The organism is Chitiniphilus shinanonensis DSM 23277 (assembly GCF_000374805.1).
GTDB classification, from domain to species: Bacteria; Pseudomonadota; Gammaproteobacteria; order Burkholderiales; family Chitinibacteraceae; genus Chitiniphilus; species Chitiniphilus shinanonensis.
In genome coordinates this window covers 123,447-146,023 of record NZ_KB895336.1, presented here as the reverse complement: position 1 = coordinate 146,023, position 22,577 = coordinate 123,447, and the positions used below count along the sequence as shown (strand labels likewise).

Sequence of the window (22,577 nt, the reverse complement as noted above, 5' to 3'; positions counted from 1 at the left end):
GGTGCGACACGGCGGCGACATCGCCGCCGTGATCGGGCGAGCGCTTACTGGTAGTAGCGCTGCGAGAATTCGAGCATGCGTTCGATCGGCGCACGGGCAGCGTCCATCTGCGCCGGACTGAGGTAGTCGATCACCGTGCCCTGCCCCGCCTGCGCCCGCTTCACCGCCTCGATGGTGTTCATCTTCATGTACGGGCACTGATTGCACTGGCAACCGGCGTAGATCGGCGCCTGCTCGATGTTCAGGTCGGGACGCGCCTTGCGCATGTTGTAGAGGATGCCATCCTCGGTGGCGACGAAGATGACGACATCCGGCTCGCGGTCGAACTCCTTCACCCACTTGAGCATGCCCGAGGTCGAGCCGACGTAATCCGCCAGTTGCAACACCGGTAACGGGCTCTCCGGGTGGGCGATCAGGTAACGTGCGCCGGGCACCGCGGCGAACGCCTCGTCCAGCGCCGCCTGGTTGAACTTGTCGTGCACCTCGCAAACCGCCGACCACAGCGGCATGTCGTAGCCGTACTGGAAGTTGAGGTAGGCGCCCATGTTGCGGTCGGGCGAGAAGATCACCTGCTTACCGTCGGCGTAGAGCTGGGCGATGATGTCGTCCACGTTGCGGCTGGTGACGATCCAGTCCGACAGCGCCTTGTGCTCGGCCGAGCTGTTGATGTAGCTGACATGCACGTGATCGGGGTACGACTCGCGCCAGCGTTGCAGGGCGCCGACGTCGGTCTGCGTCACCAGCGAACAGGTCGAGCCGGCATCGGGCAGGATCACTGTCGCATTGGGGTTGAGGATCTTGGCGGTCTCGGCCATGAAGCGCACGCCGGCGAACACGATGATGTCGGCCTCGGCGTCGCGGGCGAACAGGGAAAGCTCCAGGCTGTCCCCCACCTTGTCGGCCATCTGCTGGATTTCGGGCTGGGTATAGTAATGCGCGAGCGTGACAACGCGAGACATGGCAATCCTCCATGCGGTGCTCACGGGCTCACCCCGTGAGGGTCGGGTCGGAACGGCTGAGGGCGACCGATAGATCCCGACAACGTCGCGCGCACTGCGCAAGCCACCGTCTACCGGTGGCGCTTCGCACTGTCTGCCAGGATCGCGGCGCAGATTTTGGTCTGCGGCCCTAAGTGTTTGTCCGGACAGGATTTCCCGATCGCGCTTCCCGCGACCGCCCGCCGGTGGGCAACATCATACGCCGCTTGGCCGCGATTTTCCTGCGCTTCGGGTGTTGACAAGGGATGGGCGGCTCACCATAATGCGCCTCTCTGTTGCAGTACACGGCAGCGCGGGAATAGCTCAGTTGGTAGAGCGCAACCTTGCCAAGGTTGAGGTCGCGAGTTCGAGCCTCGTTTCCCGCTCCATGCTTCATTGCCCATGCCACAGATACGCGGGAATAGCTCAGTTGGTAGAGCGCAACCTTGCCAAGGTTGAGGTCGCGAGTTCGAGCCTCGTTTCCCGCTCCAGTTTCCAAAAAGGGAAAGTGATTCACTTTCCCTTTTTTCCAGCTTCGGCGGGGTAGCAAAGTGGTTATGCAGCGGATTGCAAATCCGTCTACGCCGGTTCGATTCCGACCCCCGCCTCCAGATGAAAAGCCCTGATCCTTCAGGGCTTTTTGCTTTTCTGCGCCTCGTTTCGCTCATCCCCTTCCATCCGCGCGTGCCCGCAGCCCGGCACCGCAGCATCCCTCCTTGCCCATGACTGCCGCCTGCCACCGGCAGTGAACGCCTTCCCCCACCTCCGCCAACGTGCCGCTGGGTATCTTGCCTCCACACGAAGCGGCGCCAGACGGCAAACGGCCATGCCCTGATCGCGACACGGCGGGTCGCCCCCGACGGCCGACGCCCGCGGCACCGCTTCGTGCCCTCCCCGCCCCTTGCGGCAACTGCCATCAGCCCATATCACCGATGATGAATCCACCATCTTCCGACCCGCTCCGCCTGGATCGGGCTGGCGACGTCACGCCCAATGCCCCACCCGCCATCCAACTGTGGGCCGCCGTGCTGGCCCAGGCGATCGACGACCTGGCGCTCCACCTATCCAACGATCACGCCGTGCCACCGCGCGAACAACGCGCGGGACGCGACGCCCTGGCGTTGCTGTTCAGTCGTCGGCGCCAGGCACAGTTGGCGGGCCTGTGCGATGTGCTCGACCTGCAATTGGAAGCGGTGCGCCACGCGCTGGCCCGGCAATGGGGCACCAGCGTGACTCAATTGCAGCAGCGTGCCGAGCAATTGCCCGAATAATCCCGGAATTCGCCGAAACCTCTCGCCTTCGCCTCATTGCATTTCATTTCCCACTGAATTCCTTCCACACAATTGGCCTACCCCTGTTGATCGATCATGACTGCATCATCGGCCCGCCCATTGCGGGCCGATCCGTCAATTCATCCAAAGGGGAAACCATGATCAAAGCGATGGATATCAAATTGCGCGCCTGGGCCATCTGGTCGTCGATTCGCGAAGATGGCGGCAGCGGCTATGCGCAATTCGGTTATCGCGAACGCACCGGCGGTGGTTGCCGCGGCTTTGCCCCGGGGGACGCCGATGGCGTGATCGTGGTCGGCGACAGCGACGGCCGCGACCATGTGGTGGATTACGAGGAAATCCGCACCGTCGATGCGCAGATCCACGGGCGGCTTTCGCTCTCGGCGCGGCAGGCGTTCAAGGCCTGGTACCTGGGCCGCGGCACGGCCAGGCAACGGGCGGCGCTGATGGGCTGCTCGGAACGCACGGCCTTTCGCCGGCTGGAGCGCGCCCAGCAGGAATTGGCCGCTTTGCTCGATGTTTCATCGGCCCCCATTCAATACGTCAATTCCAATGAGGGAATTCAGTACTGCACCCAAAAGGCGGTTTATTCCTGATTTCGATATTGACGCCTTTGGCAGTGAATTGTTATAGTTCAGCTATCGTGAACAAAGTTGCGTTTCGGACAAAACCCCTGAGATTCCTCGGGGGTTTTTGCTTTTCAGGATGATTGAATTGCGATGAAGCAATTCAGTAGCCACCACCCTATTCGCTCAATCCGGATTCATCGACCGCCATTCACGTTTTTGCATTCCCACCGGCCCCGCCTTGCGCGGGGCTTTGTCTTTTCAGGAGGTCCCATGCCTGCCCGCAATGCTTCGCCGCCGTACGCCTCCCTGCCGTGCCGCAGCGGCGCCGCGCGTTTCCCCGCCCGATTCGACCCGTTTGGTGACCGATCATGCATACGCTGACCGCCATCCGCCAGGCGCTGGTCACGTTGCTGAGCGGGCATACCGCCGCCGGCAGCCGGGTCTGGGGCAGCCAGACGCGCAGCATCGGCGACGCCGAACTGCCGGCGTTGCAAGTGCTGCTCACCGGACGCAAGACCCGGATGCGCGCGGACGTGCCCGACTACGTGCAGCGCGGCGACTTCGTCGTGGTTGTCCAGGTGGCGGCCGGCGATACGGCCGACGATCAGGCCGAATCCCTGCTGGACGAGGTGGAACGCCTGCTGACCCGTAGTCCCACGCTCGACGGCCTGCTGGCACACCCGCTGCGCACCACGCGGCTGCAAGTGGTGGTCGAGGGCAACCGCCTGCGCTACCTGCAAGGCTACCGCGCCATCTGGCACGAAGAGCCGTTTGCCGAGCTGGAGGTCACCGAGCCGCACACCGCCCCGCGCTTCGCCGACTTCACCCATCTGCACGCCGATCTGGATGCCCCGCCGTTCGCCAGCGCCGCCGAACATGCCCGCTGGTTGAACGGCGACTACAGCGGCGAACGGCCGGACGCGCAGATCGATTTCCATCCACCAGGACCTACCCCATGACCACCCGCATCAAGCCCCGGTCGCCGGCGCTGCTCGTCTTTCTTCCCGACGGCAGCGGCGCGCTGCCGCCCGATGGACTGGACGTCCATCTCGACACGTATTGGCACCGCCGTCTCGCCGACGGCGATGTGATCGCCGTGGTGAACAAACCGCGCGCCAATGCCAAGACCAGCCCCGCCCGCCGCGGGGCTTAATTTTTCTCCCAGGAGTCGCTCAATGCCCGAAAACATCAGTTTCAACGCCATCCCGGTGGACATCCGCACCCCCGGCCAGTACATCGAGATCGACCACACCAAGGCGGTGCGCGGTCTGCCGTCGCAGGATCGTCGCCTGCTGCTGCTGGGCCAGCGCCTGGCCACCGGCAGCGTGCCGGCCGGCGTGCCCACCCAGATCAACAACCCGGACCAGGCCGCCGCCTACTTCGGCCGCGGCTCGATGCTGCACCGCATGGTGCTGGCCGCCAAGGCCGCCAACAGCACCACCGCCATGTGGGCCATCGCCGTCGATGACCTGGAAGCGGGCGTCGCGGCGAGCGGCACGCTGACCCTGACCGGCTCGGCCAGCGCCGCCGGCATCCTGGCGCTGTATGTCGCCGGCCAGCGCGTGCAGGTGGGCGTCGCCCAGGGCGATGCCGCCGCCGCCATCGCCACCAAGGTGGTCAACGCGGTCACCGCCGCCGTCAATCTGCCGGTGACCGCCGCGGCCACCGCCGGCGTGGTGACCTTCACCGCGCGTCACAAGGGCCTGACCGGCAACGGTATCGACCTGCGCCTGAACTACTACAGCGACGACACCACGCCGCTCGGCCTCACCGCGACGACCGTCGCGATGGCCAGCGGCGCCGGCAATCCGGACATCGCGTCGGCCGTGGCCGCCATCGGCGACGATCAGTACTACAGCATCGTGGCGCCGTACACCGACAGTGCCACGCTGGGCGCGCTGGAATCCATGCTCGACGCCAAGTGGGGCCCGATGCAGCAACGCACCGGCCACGTGTTCGCCGGTATGGTCGCCACTCATGCCGCACTGACCACCTTCGGCACCGCGCGCAACAGCCCGCACGTCTCGGTGCTGGGCATCCACGACACGCCAACGCCGGCGTGGGAATTCGCCGCGTCGTGGGCAGGTGTCTGCGAGTACTACGGCGCCATCGATCCGGCGCGCCCGTTCCAGACGCTGCCGGTGCCCGGCCTGATGGCCCCGCCGCTGAAGAGCCGCTTCACCCGTACCGAACGCGACCTGCTGCTGCGCTCCGGCATCAGCACCGTGATCTATGGCAGCGACGGCGCGGCGCTGATCGAACGCGTGATCACCACCTACCAGAAGAACCCGTTCGGCGTGGCCGACATCAGCCTGCTCGACCTGGAAACCAAGTGGACGGTGGACTACATCCGCTACGCCGTGCGCGCCCGCATCGCGCTGCGCTTCCCGCGTCACAAGCTGGCCAACGACGGCAGCAACTACGCGCCCGGCCAGGCCATCGTCACGCCGGGCATTCTGCGCGCCGAACTGCTGACCCTGTTCCGCGAGCTGGAAGCCGCCGGCCTGGTTGAGAACTTCGACCAATTCAAGAACGACCTGCTGGTGGTGCGCAGCAACAGCGATCCCAACCGCGTCAACGCGGTGATCCCGCCGGACGTGGTCAACCAGTTCCGCGTGTTCGCCGCCGCGGTGCAGTACCTGCTCTGACCCCCAACCGGGCGGCGCCACGCCGCCTTTTCCGGCCCGCGTGACAGCGGGCCGTTTTCTTTTCAGCTCACGGAGAAATACCCATGGCAGGCAATACCCAGTTCGCAGGCCGCGTGTTCGTCAACATCGACGGCGTGCGCCTGCGCAGCAAATCCGGCGCCAAGCTCAACATCGGCGGCGTCGAACGCACCCCGGTCGAAACCGATCTCGGCACCGTCGGCTACACCGAGAAGACCAAGACCCCCACCGTCGAATGCACCATCATCCTCGCCCGCGATACCGACCTGGTGGCGCTCGGCGCGCTGGCCGACGTCACCCTGGTGTTCGAGACCGACATCGGCGTCAGCTACGTGCTCAAGGACGCCTTCGTCACCGAACCGCCGGAATTCACCGGCGGCGAAGGCGAAGTCAGCCTGAAGTTCGCCGGCACCCGCTGCGACAAGGTGTAAGGCATGAGCGCGCTTCAGTTCCCCATCGTGATCGCGCTGAGCAAGCCGCTGCGCTTCGGCGAGGAAGACATCGCCGAGCTGCAGCTGCGCGAACCGTGCGCGGGCGACTTCCGCGTGTTGAGCAACCCGCAGGCGGTGCTGGCGTGCTCGCTCGACCTGGCCGCCGAACTGGCGGGATTGCCCCCGTCGGCGCTGGATCGGCTGAACACCGCCGACACCGAGGCCGTGGTCCGGGCGGTGAACCCTTTTTTGTTCTGGTTCCGCTGAACTGGCAGGACATGGCCGGCGACCTGGTGGTCGCCGGCGGCATCGCGCCCTCGGAGGTCTGGGCGATGCGCTGGAGCGAATTCCGCTTCTGGCATCACCAGGTGCTTCGGTTGAAGGGCGTGGTGTCGGAGCCTGACTGAGCGCGCCTTCGCGGCCCGACAGGCCGCGAAGGCGCCATCGGCGACTTGGCCGGCCGGCACGGCCAAACCGCATCAAGGAAAAACACATGGCAAGTCTGAAAAGTATCGGCGCCAGCCAGTTTGCCGCAGGTGGCCAAGCGCTGGTCGACGACTACAGCGATGCGATCAAGCAATCCATCCGCCTTGAATCCGAACTCGTTACCCTGGGCAATATCGCCGGCATCGAGGGGCCAAAGCTTCCGGCTACGGTAGGTCAGTGGAAACAGGAGCTGATCGGGCTGAGCCGTCAAACCCAACAGACGCAGGGAGACCTGCAGCAAGGCTTCGGCGCCCTGATCGAAAAGGGCCTGGCACCTGACCTGGCGTTCAAGATCCTGCGCGAAGCCGGCCACGCAGCCACCGCCACCGGCGGTGACGTCAAGGAGATCGGCAAGACCCTCATCGGCTTTCACGACCAGCTCGCCGTGTCGGCCGATCAGGCCGGCCGGGCGCTCGATGCCCTGGCAGTGGCCAGCAATGCCGGACGGATCAAATTCCCCCAATTGCAAGCGCAGATGCCGGGCCTCGCCTCGGCGGCGAAGGCTTCCGGACTGAATCTGCAAGGTACCGGTGGCGTGGCTTCACTGGCGGCCGGCATGCAGATCGCCGGCAAGGACGGCACTGCCCCCGATCAGGCTGCCGCCAACCTCAAGGGCTTCCTGGCCGCGTTCCAGGACGAAGGCATGGCGGCCCGTTTCAAGAAGCTCGGCATCCGCAACTACGACGAAGAAAAACGCAAGGCTGCGGCCAGTGCCGATCCGCTGCTGTATATGGCCGAACTGGTACAAAAGGCCACTGGCGGCGACGACGCCAAGGTACGCAAGCTGTTCACGGATCGCGAGGCCCAGGGCTTCGCCAAGGCACTGATCGGTGACCTGGGCGGCTATCGCCAGATCCGCGATCAGGCTGCGAACGCGAACGGCCAGATCCGGCAAATGGAGAATGCCCGGCTCAATACCACGCAAGGACAACTGCACCAGATGCAGATCCGTACCGACGCGGATCTGCAGGAATCGACCATCACCCAGACCGGGCATTGGGCCGCCCGGACCGCTGCGGGCGCGATGAACGAATACGACGTGGACAGTACCCACCTGCGCCTCATCCAGACCTTGTTCGGTGGGGCATTGTGGGGAACCGACCGACTGCTGTCTCGCAACAAGGGCGGCGGTAATGGCAACGCGGCGATTGGCGATTCAGCGGCCGGCGATCCGACGCCTGTCTTCGTCGTCAACTGGCCAGCGGGAGGCGGCATCGCTTCAGGGGTGGGCAATCTCGCCCAGCTGGTTCCCCTGCTGGCCCGTGCCGGCCCAGCCTTGGCGGTGGGCGGTGCGGGTCTGGGCGGCTTCGCCTACGGCAGCATGCTCAACAAATTGATGAACTGGCAGATGCAGCTGTTCACCGGTGAAAAGGACGCCACGGTGGGCGGCAAGATCTACGACTGGACGCACGGCGTCGGTCCCGGCCCGATGGAGACCATCGACCGGCGCCTGCATCCGGCGCAGCTCTCGCCCACCGATATCCGCACCATCCAAGCACTGCCGCCCGGAGCCCTCTCCCCGGCCAAGGTCGGCGGCACCATCGAGGTCAAGGTTTCCATGCCCTCCTATCTGACCGGCCAGACCAGCGTCACGCAGCCGACCGGCACCGGCGTGAAGCTCGAGGCCACGGCCAATACCGGCCGCTACTACTACGGAGGATCGTGATGAGCTGGCGAGACCAACTGGAAAAAGCCTCGTTCCGCGGCGTGCCGTTCCATGTCAGCCGCAGTGGCGGCGAGGTCGGCCGGCGCGTGCAGTTGACCGAGTATCCGCTGCGCGATCGGCCCTACGCCGAGGATCTGGGTCGCAAGGCGCGGACCTTCACCTTGGATGCCTTCGTGCTCGGGCCCGACTACCGCGCGGTGCGCGACCGCCTGCTGGCGGCGTTGGAACAACCGGGCGTGGGTGAGCTGGTATTGCCGTCGCGCGGTCACCAGCAGGTGGTGGCGCAGCGCTGCTCGCTGGAGGAAACCGCCGAGCAGGGCGGCATGGCGCGGCTCAGCCTGGAGTTTGCCGAAGCCGGCGCCAACGAGCTGCCGAACAGCCAGATCGATACCGAAGCCCAGTTGCTCCAGGCCGGCGATCGCTTGATCGCGGCATGCGGACAGGATTTCGCCGCGCAATGGAAGGTCGGCGCGCAGTGGCTGGAGGGCGATCTGCTCACCGCGCTGGAAGCGGGCGCGGGTAATTTCCTGGAAGCGCTGGCGGCCGTCCAGCAGACCTTCGACTGGATCGAGCGCCAGCTGGGCACGGTGGAGCGTATCGCGCAGCAGGTCGACGAGGTGCTGAATTCGCTGGAAAAGCTGTTGGGCACGCCCGCCGCGCTCTATCAGCGGCTGGTCGGTTCGCTGGAGCGGATCGGTATTCGCCTGCAACGCTTCGGGCAGGACTTCGACAGTATCGTCACCGGGCGTCGTCCCAACGGCGGCACCCAGGCGCTGGATTCGATGAAGCCCCTGCTGTTCGAGTCCCCGGCCCGCCAGGCGATGCTGCCGAGCACGCCGGTCAACGTTGCCAACCTGCGCAACCGGCTGGCGCTGGACCAGGCCACCCGCACCATCGCGATGGCGCAGGCGGCCATGGCACTGCCCCGGGCGCCGGTGCTGGCCTCGGCCGACCTGATCGCCATGCGCGACACGGTGTTCGACGCCATCGACGCCCTGGCCGACCAGGCCTCGGATCTCACCTACCCCGCGCTGTTGGCGCTCAAGGCCGCCACCGTCAGGGCCGTCGCCGAGCGCCTGCCGGCCACCGCGCAATTGCGCGAGGTCTGGCAGAGCGTGCGCGAACCGGCGCTGGTGGTGGCGTGGCGCCAGAACGGCAACCTCGATGCCGAGCTGGACCTGGTGGTGCGCAACGACATCCGCCATCCCGGCTTCGTGCCGGACGGGCGGACTCTCAACCTGCTGAAGACCTGACCATGGCGAATCTCCAACTCAAGGTAGGCGGCCGGATCTACGGCGGCTGGACCGAGATCTCGCTGCAACGCGGCCTGGAGCAACTGGCCGGCAGCTTCACCCTGCAACTGACCGAACGCTGGCCGGACCAGGACACCGCGCGCCCGGTCAAGCCGGGCGAGGCCTGCGTGGTCACCATCGACGACCAGCCGGTGATCACCGGCTTCATCGACCAGGTGTCGGTACGCTTCGATGCGCAGGCGCGCAGCCTGAGCGTCAGCGGCCGCGACGCCACGGCCGACCTGGTGGATTGCAGCGCCAGCCACGGCTCCGGCCAGTGGAAGCGCGCCAGCCTGGCCCGGATCGCCCGCGACCTGTGCCATGACTTCAAGCTGCCGGTGGTGATCGATCCGGCCGTGCAGAAGCAGGCCGACGACCCGTTCAAGAGCTGGAACATCGAGGAAGGCGAGACCGTGTTCGACTGCCTGGAACGGATGGCGCGCCTGCGGATGCTACTGCTGACCACGCGCGGCGACGGCGCCCTGTACATCACCCGCCCCGGTACCGAAGAGGCGCAGGCCGCATTGGTGGAAGGCGACAACCTGCTCGGTGGCGAAGCCAGCTTCAGCTGGGCGCAACGCTTCAGCCTCTACCGCGTCAAGGCGCAAAGCCGCGGTCGCCATGCCGAACAGGGCAGCAGCAGCGACGCAGTGGTAACCCGGCACCGGCCGCTGATCGTGCTGGCCGAGGACCAGGCCGAAGGCCCCACGGTGCAGCAGCGCGCCAACTGGGAAAAGACCATCCGCGCCGCCCGCGCCAACCGGGCGACGGTGGACGTGGTGGGCTGGCGGCAGGGCGACGGCTTGCCGCTGTGGCAGCCCAACCTGCGGGTGAACCTGAAATCCGGCCTGCTGCGCGCGGACGGCGACGTGCTGATCTCCGAGGTGAGCTACACGCTTGGCGCCGGCGGCGAGCGCTGCGCGCTGACGCTGGTCGATCCGCGTACCTTCGACCGACTGGAGGGCAAATCCACCACGCCACTGAAACGTGGCAAGAGCGCCACAGCCAAGCCGTCCTCGACGGCGGGCCAGGGCACCACGCAAAGCAACGACTGGGGGCAGAACTGATGATCGAACGACTTGCCCGTCGCGTGCGCCTGATGGTGGCGCGCGCGGTGCTCAATCTGGTGAACGACGCGGCCGGGCTGCAACGGTTGCAGGTATCGGCGCTGGCCGACGAAACCCGCGACGACGTGGAGCGCGCACAGAACTACGGCCTGACCAGCGTGCCGCTGCCCGGCGCCACGGCGATCCTGGTCGCCGTCGCCGGTAGCCGCGACCACCTGGTCGCCACCGCGGTGGACGACGAACGCCATCGCCCGAGCGGTCTCGCTCCGGGCGAAGTGTGCATCTACACCCACGAGGGCGATCGCATCCACCTGAAAAACGGCCGGCTGATCGAGATCTCCACCCAGACGCTGCGCGTCAATGCCGGCGCGCTGGTCGAACTGAACACGCCTCTGGTCAAGCTGAATGCCCCGCTGGTCACCACCAGCGGCCAGCTCAAGACCGCCGGCGACATCACCGACAACGCCGGCGGCAACAGCCGCACCGTGGCCGGGATGCGCCAGGTGTTCGGCGATCACGTCCACCCCGAAACCAATACCAGTGGCGGCACCACCGGCAAACCCACGCAGGGGATGTGATGGACCTCAAGACCTTTTTCTTCGGCGACGAACAACGCTGCGACTGGCAAACGGCCGCGCTCGGCCTGGCCGAGGGCGACGAGCTCGATACCGCCGTGCTGCTCAGCCTGTTCACCGACCGCCGCGCCGCGCCCAACGACGATGTCGAGGGCGACCCGCGCGGCTGGTGGGGCGACGCCATCGCGGTCGGCGACGAGCGCGCGGTGCCGCTGGGCTCGCGCCTGTGGCTGCTGGCGCGAGAAAAGCAGACCGCCTCCGCGTTGCGGCGGGCCGAAGCCTACGGGCGCGAAGCGCTGCAATGGCTGATCGACGACGGGCACGCCCGCTCGGTCAGCGTGGCGGCCAGCGCGCCCCGCCTGGGCCTGTTGCGCCTGGACATCGCCATCGATTCCCAACCCTATCGCTTCGAGCTGACACCATGAGCCTGAATCGTCCCACCCTGCCCGAACTGGTCGAAGCGCAGCTGACCGAGTTCGAGGCCCGCCTGCCGGGCGCCGACGCGCGCCTGCGCCATTCCAACCTCAACGTGCTCGGCCGGGTCCAGGCCGGCGGCCTGCACCAGATGTACGGCTACCTGTCGTGGCTCTCGCTGCAGTTGTTTCCCGACACCTGCGACGCCGAGTTCCTCGACCGCTGGGCCTCGATCTGGCTGGTGGAGGGCCGCAAGCCCGCCGCGCTGGCGCAAGGCACCATCCGCCTGAGCGGCACCAGCGACACCGTCATCCCGCAAGGCAGCGCCCTGACCCGCGCCGACAACCGCGAATACCTGACGCTGGCGGACGCGGTGGTCGGCGCCGGCGGCAACGTCGAAGTCGCCGTCGCCGCGCGCGAAGCCGGCGCCGCGGCCAACGCCGACGCGGGCATCGCGCTGACTCTGACCACCCCGATCGCCGGCCTGAACGGCAGCGCCGTCGTGCTCGCCCCCGGCCTGACCCAGGGCAGCGACGTGGAGCCGGATTCCGCGCTCCGTCAGCGGCTGATCGCCCGCATCCAGCGGCCGCCGCAAGGTGGCGCGGCGTCGGATTACGTCGCCTGGGCGCTGGAGGTACCGGGTGTGACCCGCGCCTGGACGGTGGACAGGCCATTCGGCCTCGGCAGCATCGGCGTAGTGTTCGTGCGTGACGGCGACACCGACCCGATCCCGGACGCCAACGAGGTCGCGGCGGTCCAGGCGCACATCGACAACCTGCGCCCGGTCACCGCCGAATTCGTGGCCCAGGCGCCGACGCCCAAGCCGGTGGCCTACACCATCCGACTGGTGCCCGGCACCCCGGCGGTGCGCGAAGCGGTGATCGCCTCGCTCAAGGACCTGCACGCCCGCGAAGCCGCGCCCGGCGCCACGCTGCTGCGCAGCCACATCACCGAGGCGATCAGCCTGGCTTCCGGAGAAACCGACCACACCCTGGTCAGCCCCGCCGCCGATGTAACGACCGAGCGACTGGAGATGGCGATATTCGGAGGCGTGACATGGCAATGACCGCCGAAGACTACCGCCAGCAACTGTCCGCCCTGCTGCCGGCGGGCCTGGCGTGGCCACGCGACCCGGACAGCACCTTGCAGCGCGTGCTGGGCACTTTCGGCACCGGCTTGGCCGGCGTCGATAGCCGGGCGAACGAACTGCTGCGCGAGACCTATCCGCCGACCAGCTACGAGTTGCTGGCCGACTGGGAGCGTATCGCCGGCCTGCCCGACGAGTGCTCGCTGCTGGGCAGCCAGACCTTGCAGGAGCGCCGCAACGCCGTCGCCGCCAAGCTGGCCGCCAGCGGCGGGCAATCGTGCGCCTACTTCATCGGCGTAGCGGCGCGTTATGGCCACCCCGACGCCACCATCACCGAATACCGCGCGCGGCGTTATGGCAGGTCGCGGCTGGGGCAGCGCTATGGCGGCTGGCGCTGGCAATTCGTCTGGCAATTGAAGCTGCCGGTGATGCCGGTCGTTCCACGCGAATGCGGTGACCCGTTCGGCGAGCCGTTCCAGACCTGGGGCGATGTCCAGCTGGAATGCATGATCAACAAACTCAAACCCGCGCATACGCGGGTTTTGTTTTCCTATGGGAGCTAATCGATGGACTATCCGCATTCCGTGCCCGACGTGGGCTTGCTCGACGGCAAATTCACCGACGGCGATCCGCTGACCGGGCTATTGCCGAGTTTGGACCCGGCATCCTGGGCGAATGCTGTGACGGATGAGTTGTTGGGGGTGATTAAGGCGGCCGGGCTATCTCCAGACGAATTGGATACCTCCCAGTTCCTCAAGGCGCTTCGTGGCACGGGCGTTTTTCAAACAAAACCACAGTTCTCCAATGATACTGCCATTGCCACGACTGAATTTGTACGACGCCAAGGAATTCAGTCTTCAAACATAATTATTGCCACAGCAGGAATGGTATTGAATGCGAGCGCATTTGGTGCAACCGTTCTACACGCCAGTCCTTCCCCCTCAACCATTACGCTTCCACCCTATTCCGACGGCGTTCCCGGCGCCAGAATAGAAATCGTCAATTTCGGCGGAGGCATCCTAACAATCCAAGCCCAGTCCCCCTCCGCCATCGTATGCAATGGCGGAGCTGGAATTTCCCCCATGAAATTGGGAACGGGCGATACACTAACCGTGGAAGTCGGCAATGGGCCATCATGGCTGGGGGTTGGCGGCACTGCGCAACTCGCATACTCCGCATCATTCTCTGCATCGATAGCGCCAATTGGCTGGCAGAAACTCCCCGGTGGATTTCTCATTCAATGGGGCTCCCAGACATTGCCAGCAGCATCGACACCAATCACTTTCCCTCTTGCATTTCAAAGCAACCCAACAGCTTTGACAGTTCAGCCAGCAGGCATCAATCAAACAACCACCTATTTATCCGTCACGCCAACGGGGTTTAACGCGGTGGCTTATACAGCCACAAATGGCGCGCCAGTCTCCACCACGATCAACTGGATTGCAATTGGGAGGTCTATTTAATGTATGCAACCTGGAAGGCCAGTGACAAACGTTGGGCATTTTCATTGAATTCAAGTGAAGGAGCCCAATTTATCGACGATGACGTGTATGCTGAATTATTTGCCGCCCAGTCAGAGGGAAGGATTATCTCCGTCGGGGCCAACGGCATGCCAATCACCATTGCCCCACCGGAGGTTCCTCTCTGCGTTCAACGCAATAATGCGTTAACTCAACTGAGCAGTTGGGAGATCAGTGAGCGTGCGGCCGGCATTGAACACGCCCGCCACCACTGGCTCACCACTCCCGAGGCTCTGCAGGACATCCGCGATGCTTTACTCGCCGGGGTGGTCCCTGGTGGCATTTGGGTCGACGCGGAGCGCAACCGTGTACCCATGGCACTGACCGAATTACAGGCGCTGTGGACGGCCTGCGTCGAGCGCGGCGCGGCAATCTATCAGCGCCGGCTGGAGTTGGAGGCACAAATTTCCCAGCTGGACCGCGAGCAACTGGAGCAGTTCTCACCCAGTTGGTAATGCAAATCATCGCTGAAATTGGAATGCAGAAATGCATTGCCAACGATCGATTCATGCCCGCCTTGAGCGGGCTTTGTTTTTTGGAGCACTTATGGACTATCCCCACTCCATCTCCGGGGTGAATCTGCTCAATGGCAAATTCACCGACGGCAACCCTCAAACCGGCCAACTCCCAAGTCGTGACACCGCCGCTTGGTCCAATGCGGTGACCGACGAATTGCTGAGCGTGATCCAGGCGGCAGGCATGACGCCTACCGAAGGACTGAATAGTCAATTGCTGGAGGCATTGCGTGCGGTCGGCGTATTTACCACCCGTCCCCCCGCTGACAATACCACCGCCGCAGCAACCACAGCGTTCGTGCAATCCGCCATCGCCGCAGCAACCGGCAGGCTGATCGGCGTGCAGGTTTTCTCCAATCCCGGGACGTCGACCTACACCCCCACACTCGGCACTACATCCGTGATCGTCGAAGTCGTCGGTGGCGGTGGTGGGTCGGGTGGTTTAGCGGCCACCGGCGCGGCGCAGAATGCCATCGCGGGATGTGGCGGTAATGGCTCCTATGCCAAATCACGATTGACCAGTGGCTTCTCGGGTGTGTCTGTAACGGTTGGCGCAGGTGGTATGGGCGGCTCAGTTGGCACCGGCAGCGGTGGCTCTGGCGGCACCAGTTCGTTCGGCGCGCTGGTCAGTTGCCCAGGCGGGGGCGGTTCCATTGCGGGGGGGGCCGTATCTGGTCCGACCAACGGCTCAGGCGGAGCAGGCGCTGGCGCGCCATCCGGCGCCAACATCCTTGGAGTGCCAGGAGTGCAAGGTTGCTGGCCGGTCATTCCTGCAATCGGCGCAGGCGCCATGGCGATCCAGCCGCAAACACTACTCGGCGGCTATGGCACTGGCGCGGCCCAGAATTACAGCGGCACGAATTCCGCAGCACGCGCCGGCAACTTCGGCGGGCAAGGACAGGTGATTGTCTGGGAATACGCCTAAACGTATCCAATCGGTCGGAAGCAATTATCGGCTGACCAACAGCGAGTACGCCCGTAGATCCAACCGATCTTCGGGCGCCCTTCCCCCTTGGATAAGCGGGGACGCAGGCCCGCTCAGTCCTTTCATCCGCCGAACAAGACTTACACGCCTACGCCCCCCTTCTCTCAACCTTGCCGCACACCTCGGCGAGTCCGCACCATATCGCCAATCCGAACGCCTCAGCCGCTTGGGAAAGCTCGGAAAACGCCCCTCCCCCCAACCGACAACCCGGCAAACTTGATCCAACTCAACCCTCCCTCGGCATCGACAGCCTTTACTTGGCGGTCCGACGCGGATGTGCCCCCCGTAGCGTCAATCATGGCGGCGCTTACCCATATCCGCAGATCCCCCTGGCCAGGCAAGGAACTGGCCAAAGGACTTGCCATGAACCCGATGCTTAAAGCCGTGAGCGGCCTGATTCTGCTGTTCCCGTTACCGACCGCCCTGCAGGCGCACCTACGCCGTTTCCATAACACCTTGGGCGCGCCGCGGCGGGTTGTGCCGTTCGATACCCATAGCACCCTGGCTGCACCTCACAGCCAGGACCACGAACCGGTCTCGATGCATACCCGTGGCCGGCTCGATGTGAAGCTGCCGTTGCACTTCAAGCGCCTGGCCGCCGACGAGCTGTGCTTCGGCGATTGCGCGCCGTTCCAGCCCGCGCCGGCCTGGCCGCGCCATCCGGGTACGCAATCGGTGAGAACGGGCGATGTGAAGCTGGACGACGGCAGCCATACCCATGGCGACCTGTTCGTCCACGGCGACCTGCACATCGGCCATCACGCACGTATCAATGGCGGCATCACGGTGGACGGCGACGTCAAGGTCGGGGCCGGGACGCACATCAGTGGCGGCATCATCGCGCGCGGCACTTTGTTCATCGGCCCCGGCGCGCGCGTCAGTGGGCCGTTGCTGTCCCATCGGCAGGTGGTGCTGTCGCCCCGGTCTGTGATCGGGCTATGGCATCAACCGGCATCGGTCACCGCGCCCAAGGTCCTGCTGGACAGCGGTTGCCGGGTTTTCGGCTGCGTGGCAGCCAGCGAGCATGGCTGGGCCGGGAGCAACGTCGGATCGCTCCAGTGATCCTGGCGGGGCCTTGCCTGGGTGGGGCGGACAAGTGCCCCGCGCCGGAAAATCCGGGTAGAATCCCCGACCCTGCCCCGATGGTGAAATTGGTAGACACAAGGGACTTAAAATCCCTCGCCGCAAGGTGTGCCGGTTCGACCCCGGCTCGGGGCACCATCATGCAAAACGCGGCCATCGGCCGCGTTTTTCGTTTGCAACGCCCGGCTCAGGCCATCAACACCAACGCCACCACCTTGCGCTCTTCGGCCGTCAGGATATTGAAGGTGCGGCACAGCGCGCCGGTATCCATCGCGTCGAGCCCGACGTGCGCCGCGGCCAGGTCGCGCGACAGCCGGGGATGAGGAAAGCGGATGCGCTCGCCGGTGCCCAGCAGCACCAGTTCCGGCGCCAGCGCGAGCAGCGAGGCGAAGTCGTCTTCCTGCAGGTCTTCGAAGCGGACCGGGCGCCATTCGCGCACTTCGGTGGGGGTGACGATCAGGCTGCCGTCGAAACGCTCTTCGTTCACCATGACGTAGCCTTCGCCGTAGCCGGTGAACTGGTTGAGATGGGTGGCGGTGGTGCGATGCAGCTTCATGCGTAAGCCCTTGGTGGAAGCCGCGATTCTACCCCAACTGTTGCGCCGCACCTTCGCGCGCGCTGTATACCACCCCAGGGGTCTTGTTTCGCTAGAATGTGAGGTTTACTCCTCAGCCCGCGTGGCCCGCCATGACCCATCAGATCCACAAGTCGAACAAGCTCCTGAACGTCTGTTATGAAATCCGCGGACCGGTGCCGGAGCGAGCGCGGCAGATGGAGGAGGACGGCCAGCGCATCATCAAGCTGAACATCGGCAACCTGGCCAACTTCGGCTTCGATGCGCCGGACGAGGTGGTGCAGGACGTGATCCGCAACCTGCCGAATGCGGCCGGCTATGTCGACTCCAAGGGCTTGTTCCCCGCGCGCAAGGCGATCATGCATTACACGCAGGAGAAGAATGTCGCCGACGTGACGGTGGACGATATCTACATCGGCAACGGTGCGTCCGAGCTGATCGTGATGTCGATGCAGGGCCTGCTCAACAATGGCGACGAGGTACTGGTGCCCGCGCCGGACTATCCGCTGTGGACCGCAGCGGTGAGCCTGGCCGGCGGTACGCCGCGCCACTACCTGTGCGACGAGGCCAACGGCTGGCTGCCGGCGCTGGACGACATGCGCGCCAAGATCACTTCGCGCACCAAGGCCATTGTCGTCATCAACCCCAACAACCCCACCGGCGCGCTGTACCCGGACGATGTGCTCAAGGAAATCGTCGAGATGGCGCGGCAGCACAACCTGATCATCTACGCCGACGAAATCTACGACAAGGTGCTGTACGACGGCGCCACGCACACCTCGCTGGCCTCGTTGGCCGACGACGTGCTGTTCGTCACCTTCAACGGGCTTTCCAAGAACTACCGTGCCTGTGGCTACCGCGCCGGCTGGATGGTGGTGTCGGGCAACAAGAAATCGGCCACCGACTACATCGACGGGCTGAATATCCTGTCCACCATGCGCCTGTGCGCCAATGTGCCGGGGCAGTATGCGATCCAGACCGCGCTGGGCGGCTACCAGAGCATCAACGATCTGGTGGCGCCGAACGGCCGGCTGACCAAGCAGCGCGATCTGGCCTGGGAACGGCTGACCGCGATCCCGGGCGTCAGCTGCGTCAAGCCCAAGGCGGCGCTCTACATGTTCCCGCGGCTGGATCCGAAGGTATACCCGCTGGAAGACGACCAGCAGTTGATGCTGGAGCTGCTGCAGGAAGAGAAGGTGCTGCTGGTGCAGGGCACCGGCTTCAACTGGATCGCGCCGGACCACTTCCGCGTGGTGTTCCTGCCCCACCTGGACGACCTGAACGAAGCGCTGGGCCGGCTGGATCGCTTCCTGGCCGGTTACCGAAAACGCCACGGTACCGCATAATGCGCGTTGTCCCGTATTGCCCGGTGGCCGCGGCGTGGTTCCACGATCCGGCCGCCGTCCGCGCGATGCGGGCGAATCATCGATTCCACTTCGGACGGGGCGCTTGATGCGATCCCGCCCTGCGCTCGACTAAAGGACTTTCAATGAAACCGATTCACGTGGGTCTGTGCGGTGTCGGCACCGTCGGTGGCGGCACTGCGACCGTTCTGAAACGCAATTGCGAGGAAATCGCACGGCGCGCCGGTCGGCCCATCGTGATTCGTGCCGCGGCCAACCGCGAGCTGGACCGCGCCCGCGAGCTGGTCGGCGAAGGCGTGGAGCTGTTCGACGATGCACTGCAGGTGGCGCGCCACCCCGACATCGATATCGTGGTGGAGCTGATCGGAGGCACCACCATCGCCAAGGAAGTGGTGCTGACCGCGATCGAGCAGGGCAAGCACGTGGTCACGGCCAACAAGAAGCTGATCGCGGAATACGGCAACGAGATCTTCGCCCGTGCCCAGGAAAAGGGTGTGATGGTGGCATTCGAGGCGGCGGTGGCGGGCGGTATCCCCATCATCAAGGCACTGCGCGAAGGGCTGACCGCCAACAAGATCGAGTGGGTGGCTGGCATCATCAACGGCACCAGCAACTTCATCCTGACCGAGATGCGCGACAAGGGCGCCGCCTTTGCCGATGTGCTGGCGGAAGCACAGCGCCTGGGCTACGCCGAGGCCGATCCCACCTTCGACATCGAAGGTCATGACGCCGCGCACAAGCTCACCATCATGAGCGCCATCGCCTTCGGCATCCCGGTGCAGTTCGACAAGGCCTACCTGGAAGGCATCAGCAAGCTGCAGGCCATTGATATCAAGTACGCCCAGGAACTCGGCTACCGCATCAAGCTGCTGGGTGTGACGCGCCGCCGCCCCAACGGTATCGAGCTGCGCGTGGCGCCGACACTGATCCCAGCGCGCCGCCTGATCGCCAACGTGGACGGCGTGATGAACGCGGTGCTGGTGAAGGGCGATGCCGTGGGCGCCACGCTGTACTACGGCGCCGGTGCTGGCGCCGAGCCGACCGCCTCCGCGGTGATTGCGGACCTGGTCGACGTGACCCGCCTGGCCACCGCCGACCCCGAGAACCGCGTGCCGCACCTGGCCTTCCAGCCCAGCGCAATGGCCGACCTGCCGATCCTGCCGATCGACGAGGTCGAGACCTGCTACTACCTGCGCCTGAACGCGACCGACAAGCCGGGCGTGCTGGCCGACGTGACCCGCATCCTGGCCGATGCGGGGATCTCGGTCGACGCCCTGCTGCAACGCCCGGTCTCCGAGACCGAGGGCGACGGCGAACGCGCGGACATCATCGTGCTGACCCACCTGGCGGTGGAAAAGCACATCAACGCCGCGCTGGCGAAGATCGAAGCACTGGACAGCATCACCGGCAAGGTGGTGAAGCTGCGCCTGGAACACCTGAACGGCTGACGACCGAGGCGGGCCCGGCCGGGCCCGCCCTGCTCCGCCGCATCCTTATCCCTGTGCGCCGCGACGGCGCGATGCTTGAACTGGCGACCCGCCCATGAACTACATCTCGACCCGCGGCGGCATGGCCCCGCAACGTTTCTCCGACATCCTGCTGGGCGGATTGGCGCCCGATGGCGGCCTGGCCATTGCCGAGCGCTATCCGCGCTTCACGCTCGACGAGCTGAAAGCGCTCTCCAAGCTGAACTATCGCGAACTGGCATTCGCCGTGATCAGCCGCTTCGTGGACGACATCCCGGCCGATCAGCTCAAGGCGCTAATCGACAAGACCTACACCGCCCAGGTGTACTGCCACGGCCGCGATCCGGCTCAGGCCGATCAGATCACCCCGGTGGTCAAGCTGGACGAGGCGCTGTTCATCCAGGAACTGTCCAACGGCCCGACGCTGGCGTTCAAGGACATGGCGATGCAGTTGCTGGGCAATCTGTTCGAACACGTGCTGACGCAACGCGGCCAGGAGATCAACATCGTCGGCGCCACCTCCGGCGACACCGGCTCGGCGGCCGAATACGCCATGCGCGGCAAGCACGGCGTGCGGGTGTTCATGCTGTCGCCGTTCGGCAAGATGAGCCCGTTCCAGCGCGCACAGATGTTCAGCCTGCAGGACGAGAACATCCACAACATCGCGGTCAAGTCGATGTTCGATGCCTGCCAGGACATGGTGAAGGCTGTGAACAACGATGCCGCCTTCAAGGCACGCTACAAGGTTGGCGCGGTCAATTCGATCAACTGGGGGCGCGTGGTCGCCCAGGCCGTCTATTACTTCAAGGGCTACTTCGCGGTGGCCGGCGAAGTGGGCGAGCCGGTGGATTTCTGCGTGCCGTCCGGCAACTTCGGCAACGTCTGCGCCGGCCATATCGCCCGCCAGATGGGCCTGCCGATCCGCCGCCTGATCGTCGCCACCAACGAGAACGACGTACTCGACGAGTTCTTCAAGACCGGCGGCTACCATCCGCGCGGCCTGGACCGCACCTACGAAACCTCCAGCCCGTCGATGGACATCACCAAGGCGTCGAACCTGGAGCGCTTCGTCTTCGACCTGCTGGGCCGCGATGCCGCCAAGCTGGCCGAGTTGTGGCGCGGCGTGGACAAGAACCAGGGCTTCGACCTGGATCCGGCCACGTTCGCCCGCATGCGCGACGAATACGGCTTCCGCTCGGAAAAGAGCAGCCACGCCGACCGCATCGCCAACATCCGCGAAGTGTTCGAACGCTATGGTTTGCAGATCGATCCGCACACCGCCGACGGCTACAAGGCCGCCAAGGCGCATCGCGAACCGGGCGTGCCGATGGTGATCCTGGAAACCGCCTTGCCCGCCAAGTTCGAAGACACCATGCGCGAGGCACTGAACCAGGCGCCACAGCGCCCGGCGGATCTGCAAGGTCTGGAAGCCCAACCTCAACGTTTCGACGTGCTGGAAGCCGACGCCGAAGCCTTGAAGCGCTACGTGGCGGAACGCGTGCCGGTTTAACGGTCGCTCGCCCAAAAAAAGCCGGCAAGTCGCCGGCTTTTTTTGTTGTAGCTGGGAAGAGCCCGGCCTACTTGGCGGCCACCGCGGCCGACGCCGCCTTGGGCGCGGGCGCAGCCGGCGGCGGAGCGAACTGCGGCGCGACGCCGATCAGCTTGTCGATGGTGACAAAGGTGTAGCCCTGTTCCTTCAGGTTACCGATCAAGCGATCCACGGCCTCGACCGTATGATCGCGCGGGCCACCGCCATCATGCATCAGCACGATCGCTTCGGGATGGACATACTGGGTCACCATACCCTCGATCTGGGCATCGCCGTTCATGGAACGCGCCGACAACCAGTCGCGGGTATCGACCGACCACGAGATCACCTTGATACCCTTGTCGCGCAGCAGCTCGACCTGGCTGTCGGTGATTTCGCCGTAGGGCGGGCGGTACAGCGTCGGGGTGAACCCCAGCACCCGCTGGAAGACAGCCTGGGTCTTGGCGACCTGATCTTCCCAGAAAACGGTGTTGCTCAGCTTGCCGGCATAGGGATGGTCATACGAGTGGTTGCCCAGCACGTGCCCATCCGCCAGCACCTTGCGCGCCAGATCCGGGTATTTCTCGACCCACATGCCAAGCTGGAAGAAAGTGGCATGCACGCCATGCTTCTTCAGCACCTTGAGCAAGGGAGGGGTGTTGATCGGGTTGGGGCCGTCATCGAAGGTGAACGCGACGACCTTGCTCTCCCCGGGGCCTTCGATCCAGTACACCTCCGGGTAAGCCTTGGCCTGGCGCTCCATCTGCTCCAAGGAAACCTGTTCCCAACCCTCCAGGAACGGAGTCCGGATTTTCGGCTCCTTGGCATAGGCCAAGGAGGCCAGGAGGACCAATCCAATTGCACCAAACCGACGAATCCAGGGACTAGCCATCACACTTCTCCTCGTTGGGATTATCCGTGCCATTCTATCCGTGCATCAAAAGGAAAACTCCTCCCGGCCTGCCCTTTTGCCATTCGCCTCACGCATGTCATCCATGCGCGGCGGACATGAAAAAGCCC

The 22,577-nt window shown here is 65.1% G+C and carries 25 protein-coding genes and 4 tRNA genes; 26 read left to right on the top strand and 3 right to left on the bottom strand.

What is annotated here, in order from left to right; all coding sequences use genetic code 11:
- Positions 1–44: 44 nt before the first annotated feature.
- On the bottom strand, positions 45–959 hold the full coding sequence (gene nadA / locus C556_RS0104390) for a quinolinate synthase NadA (protein WP_018747014.1): 915 nt from the start codon (positions 957–959) through the stop codon (positions 45–47).
- A 331-nt stretch (positions 960–1,290) separates the two neighbouring features.
- Between nadA and C556_RS0104385 the strand changes: the two genes are divergently transcribed.
- From C556_RS0104385 to C556_RS0104275, 23 genes are all read left to right on the top strand, one after another.
- Positions 1,291–1,366: transfer RNA gene (locus C556_RS0104385), tRNA-Gly, on the top strand.
- A 26-nt stretch (positions 1,367–1,392) separates the two neighbouring features.
- Positions 1,393–1,468 (top strand) — tRNA-Gly (locus C556_RS0104380).
- A 46-nt stretch (positions 1,469–1,514) separates the two neighbouring features.
- Positions 1,515–1,588: transfer RNA gene (locus tag C556_RS0104375), tRNA-Cys, on the top strand.
- Positions 1,589–1,909: 321 nt separating this feature from the next.
- Positions 1,910–2,248, top strand: coding sequence for a hypothetical protein (locus tag C556_RS0104370; RefSeq protein WP_157235828.1), 339 nt, complete (start codon positions 1,910–1,912; stop codon positions 2,246–2,248).
- A gap of 158 nt (positions 2,249–2,406) precedes the next feature.
- On the top strand, positions 2,407–2,865 hold the full coding sequence (locus C556_RS0104365) for an RNA polymerase sigma factor (RefSeq protein ID WP_169338591.1): 459 nt from the start codon (positions 2,407–2,409) through the stop codon (positions 2,863–2,865).
- 341 nt (positions 2,866–3,206) lie between these two features.
- Positions 3,207–3,797 (top strand): hypothetical protein, encoded by a 591-nt coding sequence (locus C556_RS0104360; protein ID WP_018747011.1) that lies wholly within the window; start codon positions 3,207–3,209, stop codon positions 3,795–3,797.
- Positions 3,794–3,991 carry a DUF2635 domain-containing protein gene (locus C556_RS0104355; protein WP_018747010.1) on the top strand — a complete coding sequence of 66 codons (198 nt, stop codon included), beginning with the start codon at positions 3,794–3,796 and terminating at the stop codon, positions 3,989–3,991. The genes C556_RS0104360 and C556_RS0104355 overlap by 4 nt, the downstream gene beginning before the upstream one ends.
- A 22-nt stretch (positions 3,992–4,013) precedes the next feature.
- Positions 4,014–5,486 (top strand): phage tail sheath subtilisin-like domain-containing protein, encoded by a 1,473-nt coding sequence (locus C556_RS0104350; protein ID WP_018747009.1) that lies wholly within the window; start codon positions 4,014–4,016, stop codon positions 5,484–5,486.
- An 83-nt stretch (positions 5,487–5,569) separates the two neighbouring features.
- Complete coding sequence (locus C556_RS0104345) at positions 5,570–5,935, top strand: phage tail tube protein (RefSeq protein WP_018747008.1); 366 nt, start codon at positions 5,570–5,572, stop codon at positions 5,933–5,935.
- Between the two features lie 3 nt (positions 5,936–5,938).
- Positions 5,939–6,202 carry a phage tail assembly protein gene (locus C556_RS0104340; RefSeq protein ID WP_018747007.1) on the top strand — a complete coding sequence of 88 codons (264 nt, stop codon included), beginning with the start codon at positions 5,939–5,941 and terminating at the stop codon, positions 6,200–6,202.
- 11 nt (positions 6,203–6,213) lie between these two features.
- Positions 6,214–6,342 carry a hypothetical protein gene (locus C556_RS24035; protein WP_018747006.1) on the top strand — a complete coding sequence of 43 codons (129 nt, stop codon included), beginning with the start codon at positions 6,214–6,216 and terminating at the stop codon, positions 6,340–6,342.
- 86 nt (positions 6,343–6,428) lie between these two features.
- The gene (locus C556_RS0104330) at positions 6,429–8,087 is read left to right on the top strand and encodes a phage tail tape measure protein (protein WP_018747005.1); all 1,659 of its coding nucleotides are present in this window, start codon (positions 6,429–6,431) and stop codon (positions 8,085–8,087) included.
- On the top strand, positions 8,087–9,340 hold the full coding sequence (locus tag C556_RS21455) for a DNA circularization protein (protein WP_018747004.1): 1,254 nt from the start codon (positions 8,087–8,089) through the stop codon (positions 9,338–9,340). Before C556_RS0104330 ends, C556_RS21455 begins: the two co-directional genes overlap by 1 nt.
- 2 nt (positions 9,341–9,342) lie before the next feature.
- Complete coding sequence (locus C556_RS19300; protein WP_018747003.1) at positions 9,343–10,446, top strand: phage baseplate assembly protein; 1,104 nt, start codon at positions 9,343–9,345, stop codon at positions 10,444–10,446.
- A complete protein-coding gene (locus C556_RS0104315; RefSeq protein WP_018747002.1) occupies positions 10,446–11,024 on the top strand; it encodes a phage baseplate assembly protein V in 579 nt (192 codons plus the stop codon). The genes C556_RS19300 and C556_RS0104315 overlap by 1 nt, the downstream gene beginning before the upstream one ends.
- Positions 11,024–11,446 carry a phage GP46 family protein gene (locus C556_RS19295; protein ID WP_018747001.1) on the top strand — a complete coding sequence of 141 codons (423 nt, stop codon included), beginning with the start codon at positions 11,024–11,026 and terminating at the stop codon, positions 11,444–11,446. The genes C556_RS0104315 and C556_RS19295 overlap by 1 nt, the downstream gene beginning before the upstream one ends.
- Positions 11,443–12,501 carry a baseplate J/gp47 family protein gene (locus tag C556_RS0104305; protein ID WP_018747000.1) on the top strand — a complete coding sequence of 353 codons (1,059 nt, stop codon included), beginning with the start codon at positions 11,443–11,445 and terminating at the stop codon, positions 12,499–12,501. Before C556_RS19295 ends, C556_RS0104305 begins: the two co-directional genes overlap by 4 nt.
- Positions 12,492–13,085 carry a YmfQ family protein gene (locus C556_RS0104300; protein ID WP_026262800.1) on the top strand — a complete coding sequence of 198 codons (594 nt, stop codon included), beginning with the start codon at positions 12,492–12,494 and terminating at the stop codon, positions 13,083–13,085. The genes C556_RS0104305 and C556_RS0104300 overlap by 10 nt, the downstream gene beginning before the upstream one ends.
- A 3-nt stretch (positions 13,086–13,088) precedes the next feature.
- Entirely contained in the window at positions 13,089–13,985 is an 897-nt protein-coding gene (locus tag C556_RS22755; RefSeq protein WP_157235821.1) for a gp53-like domain-containing protein, read from the top strand.
- Complete coding sequence (locus tag C556_RS0104290) at positions 13,985–14,497, top strand: DUF4376 domain-containing protein (protein WP_245559214.1); 513 nt, start codon at positions 13,985–13,987, stop codon at positions 14,495–14,497. The genes C556_RS22755 and C556_RS0104290 overlap by 1 nt, the downstream gene beginning before the upstream one ends.
- A gap of 91 nt (positions 14,498–14,588) precedes the next feature.
- A complete protein-coding gene (locus C556_RS22750; RefSeq protein WP_157235818.1) occupies positions 14,589–15,482 on the top strand; it encodes a glycine-rich domain-containing protein in 894 nt (297 codons plus the stop codon).
- Between the two features lie 423 nt (positions 15,483–15,905).
- Positions 15,906–16,604 (top strand): bactofilin family protein, encoded by a 699-nt coding sequence (locus tag C556_RS0104280; protein ID WP_157235815.1) that lies wholly within the window; start codon positions 15,906–15,908, stop codon positions 16,602–16,604.
- Between the two features lie 74 nt (positions 16,605–16,678).
- Positions 16,679–16,763 (top strand) — tRNA-Leu (locus C556_RS0104275).
- 49 nt (positions 16,764–16,812) lie between these two features.
- On the opposite strand, the gene C556_RS0104270 is transcribed toward C556_RS0104275, so the two are convergent.
- Positions 16,813–17,181 (bottom strand): Mth938-like domain-containing protein, encoded by a 369-nt coding sequence (locus tag C556_RS0104270; protein ID WP_018746996.1) that lies wholly within the window; start codon positions 17,179–17,181, stop codon positions 16,813–16,815.
- Between the two features lie 131 nt (positions 17,182–17,312).
- Between C556_RS0104270 and C556_RS0104265 the strand changes: the two genes are divergently transcribed.
- From C556_RS0104265 to thrC, 3 genes are all read left to right on the top strand, one after another.
- Positions 17,313–18,545, top strand: a complete 1,233-nt coding sequence (locus C556_RS0104265; RefSeq protein WP_018746995.1) for a pyridoxal phosphate-dependent aminotransferase — start codon at positions 17,313–17,315, stop codon at positions 18,543–18,545.
- 143 nt (positions 18,546–18,688) lie between these two features.
- Positions 18,689–20,011, top strand: a complete 1,323-nt coding sequence (locus C556_RS0104260) for a homoserine dehydrogenase (RefSeq protein ID WP_018746994.1) — start codon at positions 18,689–18,691, stop codon at positions 20,009–20,011.
- A 94-nt stretch (positions 20,012–20,105) separates the two neighbouring features.
- Positions 20,106–21,539, top strand: a complete 1,434-nt coding sequence (gene thrC / locus C556_RS0104255; RefSeq protein ID WP_018746993.1) for a threonine synthase — start codon at positions 20,106–20,108, stop codon at positions 21,537–21,539.
- A 67-nt stretch (positions 21,540–21,606) separates the two neighbouring features.
- On the opposite strand, the gene C556_RS19280 is transcribed toward thrC, so the two are convergent.
- Positions 21,607–22,449 (bottom strand): polysaccharide deacetylase family protein, encoded by an 843-nt coding sequence (locus tag C556_RS19280; RefSeq protein ID WP_157235812.1) that lies wholly within the window; start codon positions 22,447–22,449, stop codon positions 21,607–21,609.
- Positions 22,450–22,577 lie beyond the last annotated feature (128 nt).